15 protein-coding genes and 1 pseudogene are annotated in these 13,535 nt (G+C 34.5%); 13 read left to right on the top strand and 3 right to left on the bottom strand.

All coding sequences use genetic code 11. From position 1 onward, the window contains the following. The first annotated feature begins 70 nt into the window (after positions 1 to 70). The 6 genes from CDZ92_RS09580 to CDZ92_RS09560 are packed head-to-tail and all read left to right on the top strand — an operon-like array spanning position 71 to position 4,046. Positions 71 to 2,284 carry an MMPL family transporter gene (locus CDZ92_RS09580; RefSeq protein WP_096155024.1) on the top strand — a complete coding sequence of 738 codons (2,214 nt, stop codon included), beginning with the start codon at positions 71 to 73 and terminating at the stop codon, positions 2,282 to 2,284. Continuing rightward, entirely contained in the window at positions 2,277 to 2,678 is a 402-nt protein-coding gene (locus CDZ92_RS09575; RefSeq protein WP_096155023.1) for a hypothetical protein, read from the top strand. The genes CDZ92_RS09580 and CDZ92_RS09575 overlap by 8 nt, the downstream gene beginning before the upstream one ends. A 4-nt stretch (positions 2,679 to 2,682) precedes the next feature. Further along, positions 2,683 to 2,805, top strand: a complete 123-nt coding sequence (locus CDZ92_RS20305) for a hypothetical protein (RefSeq protein WP_255249801.1) — start codon at positions 2,683 to 2,685, stop codon at positions 2,803 to 2,805. Continuing rightward, the gene (locus CDZ92_RS09570; RefSeq protein WP_096155022.1) at positions 2,786 to 3,349 is read left to right on the top strand and encodes an energy-converting hydrogenase B subunit EhbP; all 564 of its coding nucleotides are present in this window, start codon (positions 2,786 to 2,788) and stop codon (positions 3,347 to 3,349) included. Before CDZ92_RS20305 ends, CDZ92_RS09570 begins: the two co-directional genes overlap by 20 nt. A gap of 23 nt (positions 3,350 to 3,372) precedes the next feature. Next, positions 3,373 to 3,828, top strand: a complete 456-nt coding sequence (locus tag CDZ92_RS09565) for a GNAT family N-acetyltransferase (RefSeq protein ID WP_096155021.1) — start codon at positions 3,373 to 3,375, stop codon at positions 3,826 to 3,828. Positions 3,829 to 3,842: 14 nt separating this feature from the next. After that, positions 3,843 to 4,046 carry a DUF4083 family protein gene (locus CDZ92_RS09560; RefSeq protein WP_096155020.1) on the top strand — a complete coding sequence of 68 codons (204 nt, stop codon included), beginning with the start codon at positions 3,843 to 3,845 and terminating at the stop codon, positions 4,044 to 4,046. A gap of 29 nt (positions 4,047 to 4,075) precedes the next feature. Here CDZ92_RS09560 and CDZ92_RS20300 read toward each other — a convergent pair whose 3' ends face one another. The 3 genes from CDZ92_RS20300 to CDZ92_RS09545 are packed head-to-tail and all read right to left on the bottom strand — an operon-like array spanning position 4,076 to position 5,745. After that, positions 4,076 to 4,273, bottom strand: a complete 198-nt coding sequence (locus tag CDZ92_RS20300; protein WP_096155019.1) for a DUF6176 family protein — start codon at positions 4,271 to 4,273, stop codon at positions 4,076 to 4,078. Continuing rightward, positions 4,227 to 4,550: a hypothetical protein gene (locus CDZ92_RS19965; protein ID WP_176483747.1), complete on the bottom strand. Its 324-nt coding sequence runs from the start codon at positions 4,548 to 4,550 to the stop codon at positions 4,227 to 4,229. The genes CDZ92_RS20300 and CDZ92_RS19965 overlap by 47 nt, the downstream gene beginning before the upstream one ends. Before the next feature lie 55 nt (positions 4,551 to 4,605). Then, positions 4,606 to 5,745, bottom strand: a complete 1,140-nt coding sequence (locus CDZ92_RS09545; protein ID WP_096155017.1) for a glycosyltransferase — start codon at positions 5,743 to 5,745, stop codon at positions 4,606 to 4,608. A gap of 165 nt (positions 5,746 to 5,910) precedes the next feature. Between CDZ92_RS09545 and CDZ92_RS09540 the strand changes: the two genes are divergently transcribed. From CDZ92_RS09540 to gvpT, 7 genes and pseudogenes are all read left to right on the top strand, one after another. Beyond that, the gene (locus CDZ92_RS09540) at positions 5,911 to 6,483 is read left to right on the top strand and encodes a sulfurtransferase TusA family protein (RefSeq protein WP_096155016.1); all 573 of its coding nucleotides are present in this window, start codon (positions 5,911 to 5,913) and stop codon (positions 6,481 to 6,483) included. A gap of 12 nt (positions 6,484 to 6,495) precedes the next feature. Next, positions 6,496 to 6,885 carry a DsrE/DsrF/DrsH-like family protein gene (locus CDZ92_RS09535; RefSeq protein ID WP_096155015.1) on the top strand — a complete coding sequence of 130 codons (390 nt, stop codon included), beginning with the start codon at positions 6,496 to 6,498 and terminating at the stop codon, positions 6,883 to 6,885. 135 nt (positions 6,886 to 7,020) lie between these two features. Further along, positions 7,021 to 7,596: pseudogene (locus CDZ92_RS09530) on the top strand (peptide-methionine (S)-S-oxide reductase MsrA); the annotation flags it as partial. Between the two features lie 126 nt (positions 7,597 to 7,722). Further along, positions 7,723 to 10,017, top strand: coding sequence for a helicase C-terminal domain-containing protein (locus CDZ92_RS09525; RefSeq protein WP_096155013.1), 2,295 nt, complete (start codon positions 7,723 to 7,725; stop codon positions 10,015 to 10,017). A 360-nt stretch (positions 10,018 to 10,377) separates the two neighbouring features. Next, complete coding sequence (gene htpG / locus CDZ92_RS09520; RefSeq protein WP_096155012.1) at positions 10,378 to 12,258, top strand: molecular chaperone HtpG; 1,881 nt, start codon at positions 10,378 to 10,380, stop codon at positions 12,256 to 12,258. Between the two features lie 517 nt (positions 12,259 to 12,775). Further along, on the top strand, positions 12,776 to 13,030 hold the full coding sequence (gene gvpJ / locus CDZ92_RS09515) for a gas vesicle protein GvpJ (protein ID WP_096155011.1): 255 nt from the start codon (positions 12,776 to 12,778) through the stop codon (positions 13,028 to 13,030). A gap of 32 nt (positions 13,031 to 13,062) precedes the next feature. Beyond that, positions 13,063 to 13,506: a GvpT/GvpP family gas vesicle accessory protein gene (gene gvpT, locus CDZ92_RS09510; protein WP_096155010.1), complete on the top strand. Its 444-nt coding sequence runs from the start codon at positions 13,063 to 13,065 to the stop codon at positions 13,504 to 13,506. Positions 13,507 to 13,535: the final 29 nt, after the last annotated feature.

The raw sequence follows: 13,535 nt of genomic DNA, 5'->3' as shown, positions 1-13,535 counted from the left end.
ATATTCATAGGTTAATATAGATTTTGTTAATGACGAATAAATAGACAAGAATGTCAGAAATGAGGAAAAGATGATAAGGTTAGCTGAATTAACATCGAAAAGAAAATGGGTTTGGCTTATTGTTGGTATTTGGATAATACTTGCAGGTGCTTTAAGTGCTGCACCATCTGCCAATGACTATAAAGTAAACACGGGAGAAAATGATTTACCTAAAGATACCCAGTCAGTTGTAGCTAGCGAGAAGCTTGAAAACTATTTTCCTGATGACAGCGGATTACTAGGGTTGTTAGTTTTTTATAATGAAAAAGGTTGGAATAAAGATAACTATCAACAAATAGACAAAGTGAGTGAATGGATAACAGATAAAACGGACGAGTTTGCAATTGAATCCTCTGTTCCATTTCACCTCTTTCCAAATGAAACAAAAGAAGCGTTCCTATCAGAAAGTGGTACAACACTCGTTTTACCTCTTATGATGAAAGATAGTGTAGAGATGGCTGACATTAATACTGCAGTCAATGCTATTCAACAATTTGCAGATGAGTTATTAGTAGCGGGCTCTTTAAAAATTACAGGTCCTGCTGGAATTGCATCTGACACAATTGCTATTTTCTCTAATGCTGACTTAGTTTTACTATTTTCTACAATTGCACTAGTACTTGTATTATTAATCGTTATTTATCGCTCTCCGTTACTAGCAATTATTCCGTTAGTAGCAGTAGCAATTGTGTATCAAGTAGTAGATAGAGTGTTAGGAATGTTTGCTGCAAATGAAGTGTTTGCCATTGAAGCACAATCTTTATCGATTGTGATGATTTTGCTATTTGGGGCAACAACGGATTACTGTTTATTTGTTTTCTCTCGTTATCGTGAGGAACTACGTAAAACGGAAAATAAGTATGAAGCAATGCGTGAAGCTGTGAAAGAAGTGGCTGAGCCAATATTCTTTAGCGGTGGTACGGTATTTGCTGCTATGTTAGTTTTATTATTAGCAACCTACGGACCGTATCAAAATTTCGGCCCTGTTTTTGCGATTACAATCGTTATCGTATTATTAGCTGGTTTAACGCTAGTACCTGCATTGTTTACGATTTGTGGTCGTCGTGCGTTTTGGCCAGCGATCCCAAAGGTTGGAGAAAAAACGTTACAAAAAAACCGCTTTTGGAGTCGAATCGGTTCTTTTGTAACAAAGAAGCCATTTGTTGCTGGAGGAATTGTATTAGTATTTTTAATGATTAATGGATTAAACGCTTTATCCATCCAATATTCTTTTAATCTTATTAAATCTTTTCCAGAAGATATGAACTCAAGAGTTGGCTTTGAGCAATTAGAAGCAGAGTTTCCTGCTGGCGAACTCGCTCCGGTGACAGTTCTATTAGAAAAGAAATCAACCTATACATTTGATAATGAAGAACTAAGGGCATTAGAAAATTTAAGTGAGAACCTTTTATCATTAGAAGGAGTGCTTTCTACCACTTTTCCCGATATGGATGTGATTGAGACTGGTGGACGAATAGGTAGTCGTTGGTTGGATGATCAAGAAAAAGCATTAAAATTTGATATTGTTTTAGATATGAATCCATATGACAAAGAAGCACTAGACGCTCTGACTCAATGGAGCGAGCAAAAAGATGACCTATTAGTGGAAAGTGGGTTATCATTGGATGAGTATGCCATTCATTTTACTGGTCAAACTGCTAAACAAGCAGATATACGTGCAATAAATGATAGAGATACATTAATCGTAATTATCGTGGTTACATTGGTTATTTTTGGGATGTTAATATTCCATAGTCGTTCTCTTATTGCGCCTATTTATATGATGGCTACGATTTTACTTTCTTACGCTTCAGCATTAGGGTTAAGTTGGTTTATATTTGAAAACTTCTTCGGTTATGAAGGAATGAGCTATCGCATACCACTATATTCCTTTGTTTTCCTTGTGGCGCTTGGTGTAGACTATAATATAATGTTAATCTCTCGAATAAAAGAAGAGAATAGAAGATTCAGCATGCAAGAATCTGTCCGCCGTGGTGTTGCTTTAACAGGTGGAGTTATTTCTTCTGCAGGATTAATACTTGCTGCAACGTTCGGTGTATTAATGACTCAACCGATTTTAGAGTTATTCATGTTCGGCTTTATTGTAAGTATTGGTATTTTAATGGATGCTTTCTTAGTTCGCGGAATGCTCGTACCTGCGATTGTGTCAATACTTGGTCATTGGAATTGGTGGCCGTCAAAAATAAAAAAAGATTCAGGAGAAAAGGAGTTTACAAATGAATAGAACAAAAATGTTATTACGTTTTTCTGCAATATATGCAGCAATTGGTGTGTTTATCGGTTCACATATGGCTGGAGCGGGCTCACACCTTTTCCGAGCAATTCATGCTCATATTTTATTAGTTGGCTGGCTTTCACTTTTTGCCTTTGCAGTATTTTATGCTCTTTTTAAAATACCAAAACAATCTAAACTTGCGTCACTACACGTTTGGACAGCGATCATTGGTAGCTTTGGTTTAACGTTCGGGATGTATATGCAATACTTCCGACCAGAATGGGCACCAGAAACGTTTACATTAGTTTTCTATATAGTTGGTGGAACAATTTTAATGGTCAGTTTTTTCGTCTTTCTAGCAATGACTTTTGTTTTTGGAAACTTGTTTAAAGAAAAAGAATAATAGTATGATAGATAAAGAACCTATTCCAAATTCTGGAGTAGGTTCTTTTTTAAAAACGAAACCAGTTCCAACTTCTAAACGTCAAATTAAAAAGGGGGGCGGAAAAATTGAAAAAAATTTTAATTAAGCTAAAAGTTAGTTTGTTAACTTTACTTTTGTTGCTGTTGCTACCTTCAACTTTGGTATTAGCTGCATCTTATGACTTGCTCAAACCAGAAGAAGTAGAAAAAAGAGCACATTTCATTGTTAGAGGAACATATGATTTCAAAGCCGATAGTATCTCAGGTGGACATATGTATAGAGGATTTGAGTTTATGGTAAAAGAAGTTATTTATGGAGATGTTGAAACTGGAAGAATGATTATTGGTTTACAAGTTTATGATGATGGTTGGGTTAAAGAACACCAAGAACAAGGCGGGGAGTTTTTACTTTTTGCTGAAAAACATGATTTAAACGAATTTTATGTTCCTGTTCTTGGGACAAATGGACTTATTCCTATTTTAGATGGTAAGGTTTTGGATGAAGATAAGAAAAGAGCTACCTATTTTGAAAAATTCATGGATGGAAATAAAGGAGAAAATACACAATTATATGTTATTGTTGCTACGATAATAGTTTTTGTTCTTATTGTAGTAGTTAAAAAAAGGAAACCGCACCTTTCTAGAGAATAAGATAATCTGGGAGGTATGTTGAAATGTATCAATATTATAATGGATTTGTCATAAGAGAAGGTACGGAAGGTGTACCTTCTGAAAGTGTTGAGGAGCTATTTCAAGATGCTGGTTGGGCGAGAGAAACTCCGGAATGGCAAAAAGAAAAATACACGTTAATTTTTCAAAACTCAACCTGGGCTTTTACGATTTGGGACAGAGATCAGATGGTGGGTATGATAAGGGTTATTTCTGATAAGATAATGGCAGCAAATATTATGGACTTAGTAGTACACTCTAGATATAGGGGCCAAGGGCTAGGGCAGAAATTAGTTTCCTTATGTGTGCAAAAGCTTCCACATGGTGATTGGTTTGCACATACATCTGCTGACAACTTTTCGTTTTATAAAAAGTGTGGGTTTGAAGTGAAAGACTTAAAGAAAAATGGGACATGCGCGTATTATGGCTTTAGTCAAGCAAGAAAAGATGGACATCGGTAAGAGAGGAGAAAGAAATGAACTTAGTTATTGCAACAAGCGGGGGATTATCCATTTTAGATTCAGTAATTCAATTGATTGTGTTTCTAATTATAATAGCAATACCTATAATTATCATCGTAAGATTAACTAGGAAGAAGCATGATCGATTAAAGGGTGTTGAGAATAAACTGGACAAAGTAATTCAATTATTAGAAAAAGAAAAAAATAATTCAAAGTAATGCAGGAAGGGGAACAATCCCTTCCATTATTATTTCATATGTTGTTTAATATTTTCAGGTATCATGACAACCGTTGTCTCTAAATCTACTGGTTGGAAAATCGGATCAATACATTCATTCCAATATCTTAGGTGAATTTTATCAATTTCATGTGTAGAATCATTTACTTCGATTCCACGATTACCCTGAACAGAATACCAATATAAATACTCTTCTCCATTTAACACTTCTCGAAAAACCTAAGCCAGATGCAAAGTGACCGAAGCGAGAGGCGAAGTGACCGAAGCCAGATGCAAAGTGACCGAAGCGAGAGGCGAAGTGACCGAAGCCAGATGCAAAGTGACCGAAGCGAGAGGTGAATTGACCGAAGCGAGAGGTGAATTGACCGAAGGAAGAGGCGAAGTGACCGAAGCGAGAGGCAAAGTGACCGAAGCGAGATACAAATTGACTCAAACAACGTGCAAAGTGACCGAGGCAACGGGCAAAGAATGCCAATGTTAACAATTAAATAATTTCTAGTAGTACCCCTTAGCAATAAAAACTCTGCTAAAGGGGCAACTTATACTTTTCTTTTTAAGTCTTTAATCGAATAAAATGTACCTCTCCAAACGATACCACCTCTAATGGTAGTTAGGATAGTCGCCCTAATAATACTGTACATAAAAATAAGAGCCGTTATGGGAAATACAAAGAAATACTTATTCGCCCCTTTTGTCATTAAATTGGCAGTTTGATGATACGTGAAAAAAATGATCAAAATACTAATGATAAATAAATATCGAGTGATTCCTTCTGTAAAAAACATTGCCATAAATGGCCAAACTTGCGAAATAAATACACCGCATAAGGCGAAAGCTACCATTAAATAACTATAGAAAAGACCAGCAAATGTATTTTTCTCAAGTCCAATCAATGCTGACCTAAGTGATGGATACCACTCGACTTCTAATAAATTCTGCGCGAGAAGTAAATTCTGTCTTTTTCCTGCATTTTTAACTTTTAAACCTAACATCAGATCATCGTCTGGACGCATGCTAATTTCCTGATGTGTCCCGATTGCCTCGTATACATCACGTCTTAACAAATTAAAGGCACCTATTCCAATTGCAGCTTTACTTTTTTCATCGTTAGCCTTCCATGGCCTTTTAAAATAAGAGAACCCGAACAAAAAGAAAGAAATAAAAGCATTAGTCCAAAAGCTTCTACCTTTTAAGTTAGGTGCAACGGTTAAATGATCTAATTCTTTTTGTTGAAAATACGTAACAGCTCTTGAAATCATCGTTTTTTCATACATAATATCTGCATCTGTAAAAAGAAGATAATCGCCATTACTTTCTTTGTAACCTTTAAATAATGCATAATTCTTCCCAAGCCAAAATTCTGGAAGTTCTTGAATATGGATTGTTTTTATGCGAGGGTCATAATTAGATAGCTTATCTATAATATCTCCAGTTTTATCATCAGATCTATCATTTACAATTATCCATTCTACATTTTCATATGTTTGGTTTAGTTGAGAAAGGATGCTCTCTTTAATATCTTTTTCTTCATCCTTAGCGGCTACTATAATAGATACTAGTGGTCCTTTTGTGATATCAGGCTGAACAGATTCCAGTTTTATAATTTTCCTCATACCAATCTTGGCATCAACAAGTACAACCAACCAAAAGGAGCATGTAATTATAGCCAATATAAACATAAACATTCCTCCTGTTCTTAACATGATAGCAGAAGGGGAATATTATGCACGAATGTAAATGTGTAAAAGAGCTTAGAAACGTCACTAAGCTCTTTTTAATGTAGAAAAATAGGCATGAAATAGTTGTATTAACTTCATAATAAAAGTGTTAAAGGAGGAAGTGGCATGAATGTAACATCTAATAAAGTTTTAGACGCAAAAGATTTGGCTTGTCCAATGCCGATTGTGAAAACAAAGAAAGAAATGAATGCTTTAGAACCTGGTCAAGTGTTAGAAATCCAAGCTACTGATAAAGGGTCGACTGCTGATATTAAAGCATGGGCATCAACGACAGGAAATCAATATTTAGGTACTGTCGAAGAAGGGGATGTTTTAAAACACTATCTTCGAAAAGCAAGTGAATCAGAAGAAAAAAGCGAAACAAAACACCCAAACGTAACACGTTTAGATGAATTATTAAAAAAAATCGAAGGAAATGAAAAAGTTACGGTGCTCGATGTAAGAGAAACTGCAGAATATGCTTTTGGTCATATTCCAGGTGCCATTCATATTCCATTAGGGGAGTTGGAAGAAAGATTTTCTGAGCTCCAAACAGATGATGAAATTCATGTCATTTGTAGATCTGGGTCTCGAAGTGATATAGCTGCTCAAAAGTTATCCGAAAAAGGGTTTTCAAATGTGAAAAATGTAACTTCTGGAATGAGAGATTGGACAGGTTCTCTGGACAAAAAACTATAGGGAGTGAATCTAATGAAAGTAGCAATTATTGCAGCGAACGGTGGCATGTTTGATGCGTATAAAGTGTTTAATATCGCAACAGTAACAGCTGCATCAGAAGGGGAAGTTGGCATCTTTTTTACTTTTGAAGGCTTGAACTTAATTCATAAAGACGCACATAAAAACTTGTCCTTACCACCAGGTAAAGAGAGTATGCAACAAGGATTCCAACAAGCTAATGTACCATCCATACCAGAACTAGTGTCAATGGCTCAAGAAATGGGAGTTAAAATGATTGCCTGTCAAATGACAATGGATGTTATGCAGTTAGAAAAAGACCAGTTCGTTGATGGAATCGATGTTGGTGGAGCGGCAACTTTCTTAAGTTATGCAAAAGAAGCCGATATAACTTTGACCTTTTAAATGGAAGAGTCGTTTACTTGGATGGTGTCTGAGTAAACGGCTCTTTTTGATATAATAGAAATGAAAGGGTGAGAGAAGATGCGTACTAATGATTTACAAACCATTGTATTAGGCATGGGTTGATTCTGGGGAACAGACGCCCAGTTTGGGAGTTTAAAAGGTGTAATGCAGACGAGAGTTGGTTATGCAGGTGGTACTACGAACAATCCAACATACCGACAAATGGGAGATCATAGTGAATGTGTAGAAATTGTATTTGATCCTAAAATCATCTCGTTAGAAAAAATAGTTCATCATTTCTGGACCATTCATAAACCGAACCGATCAAATTACAAAGGTAGGCAATATTTGTCCATCATATTATGTGAAGACTCTAGCCAACTTCAATTAGTAAAAAAAATAAAGAATGAACTTGAAGTAAAATTAGGCGAACCAATCCAAACTGAAATTGCATCACTTAATAAATTTTCACTTGCTGAAGAAAAACATCAAAAATACTACTTAAAACGATATTCAAAAGCATTAGAATCACTTTTGGACTATTATAGTTCACATGACTCCTTCATGAATTCCACACTTGTCGCAAGATTAAATGGTTTTGTCAAAGGATATTGCTCGCTTTCTGACATCAAGAATGAAATAACTAGTTCCACGATGGCTGAAGAAAAAAAGGCTAAATTAACAAGCCTAATAAATTCTTTAAAATGGTAGTAATAATCATACATTTATAAGGCACTGAACACTTAACTAGGTGTAAGTGCTTTTTTCTTTTGTTAAAATGAAAGTACAAGTTTGAAATAGCACCGGTCAAGGTGAAAATAGAACGGATGAGCATGAATGGAAAAACAAATATCGGTATCAGTTCGGAAATTAGTAGAGTTCTCTATGATGAGTGGAAGTATTCACATTGGTTCTGTTTTTGGGAATGTTTTAGAGGAAGGTACTAAAACGCATCAACGTCTACAGGAGAACCGGGGAGATAACTATGAAAAAGAAGTATACGTTAGTTATACTTCTACCTTCCAAGAACTTGAATATAAAGTAGATGGCAGATGTGATGGAATCATTCGTGAGGAAAATCTAGTAATCGTAGAAGAAATAAAGTCAACAGGGCGTACAGTAAGTGAACTTTTAGAAACGGATTATCCTACATATTGGGCACAAGCAAAAGTATATGCTTATATCATTGGAAAGCAAGAAGGTCTAGAAGAAATCGGAGTACATCTAGTATATGCTAATAGAAAAAGTTTTGAGAAAAGATCTTTTCAAAAGATATTTTCTATAAACGAGCTTGAAACGTTTTATGAAGAAGTGATAGATACATATATAACATTTCACCTCATGATAACCCAACAACAACAATTGACCAAAGCTAGTATAGAAAAACTGGATTTTCCATTTCAAACATTTAGAAAAGGTCAACGTTCTTTAATGAACGCAACCTATAAAAGCATCTCAGAAAATAAGCGTCTGTTCGCAAAAGCATCTACAGGAATTGGAAAAACAATTTCAACGATTTTTCCTACACTAAAACAAATAAGCGTTGGTAAAGCAAAACGTATAATGTATGTAACAGCAAAAAATAGTACTAGAAAAGTAGCTGAAGATACATTTCACCTATTAATAAACAAAGGTTTAAGAGCAAAGGTTATCACCATAACAGCAAAAGAAAAAGTTTGTTTCCAAGAGGAAGTTAGATGTCAAAAAGATTATTGTCCGTTCGCTAATGGCTATTATGACCGGTTACAAGAGGGATTAATAGATATTTTAACAAATGAAAACTTAATGAATACTAATACGATAGAATTTTACGCTAGAAAACATCAATTATGTCCATTTGAATTTTCATTAGATGTTGCCCTTTACGCAGATGTTATAATTTGTGACTATAATTATTTCTTTAATCCTAAAGTGAAACTACAAAGATGGACTGAATATGAGAAAGAAACGGTGCTGTTAATAGATGAAGCACATAATTTAGTAGATAGAGCACGTAACATGTATTCTTCATCCATTCAGAAATCAAGCTTTTTGTCACTAAGTAGAGAGTTGAAAAATAAAAACAAAGAACTATACCAAGTTGCTAAATTAGTAAATAATGAATTACTGAAGTGGAAAAAAGAAATGTTGAATCAGAATGTTTCCACGCATAATGAAGTACCAGAGTCTCTTGTAGAAGTATTACAAAACTTTTATAACGAAGCGGAAATATATTTACAACAGTATGGAAAAGCTCAAGAATTTGAGTCAGTAAAAGAGGTATATTTTATGACCAACGCTTTCTTAAAAGCGACAGGCTGGTATAACGATCATTTCAAAACACTTACATCTATTTATAAAAGCGAAGTGGAAGTCAAAATACTATGTTTAGATCCATCGCTTATATTAAATAAAATGACCAAAAAACTTGTATCTTCTATTTTCTTTTCGGCCACACTCATGCCACTTGGATACTTTACAAAAGTATTAGGCGGAACGGATGATGATTATCACCTTTCATTGTCGTCACCATTTCCGATTGAAAATGTTGAGGTTAGTGTCGCACCGATTTCTACAAAGTATAAGGACCGTTCCGATTCAGTAAGTAAGATAGTAAATGTAATCTGTAGTGAGCTACATAAAAAAAATGGGAACTACTTAGTATTTTTTCCTTCTTATGAATACATGTCACAAGTATTGGAAGTTTACGAAAACTATCAAGTGGATGGAGTAAAAGTAATCATACAATCTCATGATATGACAGAGGAAGAAAGAAGTAAGTTTTTAAATGAATTTGAACCTAATGACCAAACAACGCTAATCGGGTTTTCCGTATTAGGAGGAGTGTTTGCAGAAGGTATTGATTTGGTTGGTGAAAAACTAAATGGTGTCATGATAATCGGAGTAGGGCTTCCGAGAATAAGCGATGAACAAAATATTATGAAAGATTACTATCAAAAACAAGGTGTTAATGGCTTTGATTTCGCGTATGTATATCCAGGGATGAATAAAGTTCACCAAGCGGGTGGCCGCTTAATACGGTCCGAAACGGATACAGGATTCATTTGGCTTGTTGACGACAGATTCTTAACTAACAAATACCTTTCCTTACTACCAGAAGAATGGCGCAACTTTAAAATATTAAAATACTAGATTATTTGGTGTTTTTTGTTTTGCTCTTTTCGTTAAGATTGTTGCTGTACGCAATATTTACATTCTAGAGTGGATTGGAGCGAAAGGAACCTGACTCCAGCGGGACATAGAGCGAAGCGTGAGACCCCACAGGCGGATCGCCGAGGAGTAGGTTTTTTCAAGATAGTGAAAATAACCTTCTCCTCCGATCCCCGCGGAAAGGAACAGGCAAAATATAAAAGATAAAATATTTTATTTTAAAAGTAAACCTATTGACAGTATTTATCCAAATATGATAATTAAATAGTGGAACTAGCACTCCCACGGATAGAGTGCTAAACTATAAACTTACATAAAAAATATCGGAAGGGGTTTTTACAAATGGAAAAGAAACAATTCCAAGCAGAATCAAAACGATTACTGGAAATGATGATCAATTCTATTTATTCACAAAGAGAAGTATTCTTACGTGAGTTAATCTCTAATGCAAGTGACGCAATTGACAAAATCTATTATAAAGCACTAACAGACGACTCTTTACAGTTTGATAAAGATAGCTATTATATCAAAGTAACACCAAATAAAGAGGCAAGAACTTTAACTATTACGGATACAGGAATTGGTATGACGAAAGAAGAACTAGAAACAAACCTTGGTGTGATAGCTAAAAGTGGATCTTTAGCATTCAAAAAAGAAAATGAATTGAAAGATGGTCACGACATTATAGGCCAATTTGGTGTAGGTTTCTATGCAGCATTTATGGTAGCTGATATTGTTACTGTAACAAGTAAAGCGCTAGGAAGTGACCAAGCATATAAGTGGGAATCTGAAGGTGCTGACGGATACACAATCGTCCCTGATGATAAAGCAGAAGTTGGAACTACTATTACTCTGCAATTAAAAGATAATACAGAAGATGATAATTACGATGAGTTTGTAGAAGAATATCAGTTAAAATCTATCATCAAAAAATACTCAGACTTTATACGCTATCCAATCAAAATGGATGTGAAAACGACAAAGCCTAGTGATGAAGAGGAAAAAGAACTACAAGAAGTAACAGAAGAGCAAACAATTAATAGTATGGTGCCAATTTGGCGTAAAAATAAAAACGAGTTAACAACAGAGGACTATGAAAACTTCTATGCAGAAAAACATTACGGTTTTGATAAGCCAGTAAAACACTTACACATTAGTGTAGATGGAACAATCCGTTACAATTCTATTCTTTACATCCCTGAGAGCATTCCATTTGATTATTACTCTAAGGAATTTGAAAAAGGACTTGAGCTATACTCAAGTGGCGTATTAATCATGAACAAGTGCTCTGATTTACTTCCAGACCACTTTAGTTTCGTAAAAGGCTTAGTCGACTCTGAAGATTTATCGTTAAATATTTCCCGTGAAATGTTACAACAAGATCGTCAATTAAAATTTATTGCGAAAAATTTATCTAAGAAGATTAAAAGCGCACTTCAAAGTATGTTAAAAGATGAAAGAGAAAATTACGAGAAGTTTTTCCAAGCATTTGGACGCCAACTAAAGTACGGTGTATATGCTGATTTCGGAGCAAACAAAGAAACGCTTCAAGACTTATTGCTATTCCACACATCGAAAGAGAAAAAGTTAGTTTCGCTAGATGAGTATATTTCCAATATGCCTGAGGACCAAAAGTATATCTACTATGCAACTGGTGAATCGATTGAACGTATTGAAAAACTACCACAAACAGAGGTAGTTTTAGATAAGGGATATGAAATTTTATATTTCACAGACGAAATTGATGAGTTTGCGATTAAAATGTTAATGTCTTATAAAGAAAAAGAGTTCAAATCTGTGTCAAGCGGTGACTTAGGTATTGAAGCAGATGAAAACGAAAAGAGTACCGAAAAAGAACAAGAAGAAAATAAAGATCTTTTCGAATCGATGAGTGGAATTTTAGGTGGAAAAGTAACAACTGTTAAAGTTTCCAAACGTTTAAGAACACACCCTGTATGTTTATCAACAGAAGGTGAAATTACAATTGAGATGGAAAAGGTGTTAAGTCAAATGCCAGATAATCAAGGAATTAAGGCTAATAAAGTGTTAGAAATTAACACAAACCATGAAGTGTTCCAATCTCTAAAAAATGCTCATGCTAATGATAAAGAAAAATTGTCCTTGTATACAAACTTATTGTATAACCAAGCATTATTAATCGAAGGATTATCCGTACAAGATCCAGTTGAATTTACAAATGATATTTGTAAAATAATGGTATGACGCCACTGCACCCCTGAAGAAAATTCAGGGGTGTTTTTTTGTACAATGTTTTATATATAGCAACAATGGAATGGATGTAGATACTAGATATTTCGTTTTTCAATTTTAAAAAATAGATAGAGATTGGATGGTAGTAGGAAAAGGGGCAATAGATAAAATAGGAGAATAAGAGTGTAGTTGGAATTAGATTAATCTGATGATATTACTAGAAATAAACATAAATTGGTAAAGAGAGAGGACAAGGTGGAATGTCCTCTCTTTTTTATTGGTGTAATATTTTTGTAATATAATTTTCAAAAAAATTACTGAAAATCATCCTAATCATTGAAAGCAAGGCTTTTGTTTTATTACAATTTCCAGCCGAATTGAAATAATGAAAGAATTATTTGGAATTTACTATCGCATTAGGTCTTAAGGGCTTGTTTTACAGTCAATTGAATCGGTTATATACCTATTAACTTTACATTATGTTGAGAAATTCAACGTAAATTTTCCCTTTGAAAGGAGCATAAGGAATATGAGTATTCAGAAAAGTACCGATAGTTCCAGTCTTGCAGAAGTTATTGATCGAATCCTTGATAAAGGAATTGTCATTGATGCTTTCGTAAGAGTTTCGTTAGTAGGGATTGAAATTATTACGGTTGAAGCTAGAGTAGTTATTGCTAGTGTGGATACTTGGCTACGTTATGCTGAAGCGGTTGGTTTATTAACAGATGAAGTCCAAGAAGATGGCCTTTCTAGTAGAGGAGAAAATGCACAGTTTAGTTTTTAAAGTGAAACAAATTAAAAAGTGAGGTTGATAGCATGACTGTCAAAGAAAAAGAAGAACAGAACGAGGATAAAAACAATAAAGATGATATGAATCAATCGTATAACTTAGCCATTATTGGAGGAGTAGTCGGTGCTGGAATTGGGTTACTATCTAGTCCCAATACGAGTAAAAAAGTATGGAAAAGCTTAAGTGAATCTGAAGTGATGAAAGTCTTCGGTAACCAATTAAAAAGATCAGCACAAGAGATTCTGGCAGAGCAGGCTCAAAAAAGCATCAAGCAATTTGCTTCTGGGTATGTAAGTAAAAACGTAAGTGAGTTATTAAATCCATCTAAAAAGGAAGAGAAAGACGAGTCAGATGACAAAAATGAATCATCTGAAATTCAAGAAATGAAGCAAGATAATGAAAAATTAAATGAACGTTTAGATAAGATTGAAAGCATGCTTAATAAGTTAGTAGATTCGAATAGTAAATAGTTCACTTTTCATGTCCCAGAGGGGGGATT

This window comes from Bacillus sp. FJAT-45066 (genome assembly GCF_002335755.1).
In the GTDB taxonomy this organism is placed as follows: domain Bacteria; phylum Bacillota; class Bacilli; order Bacillales; family Bacillaceae_I; genus Bacillus_CD; species Bacillus_CD alkalisoli.
The sequence above is the reverse complement of the archived record's forward strand: the minus strand, read 5'-3'. Positions and strand labels throughout refer to the sequence as shown.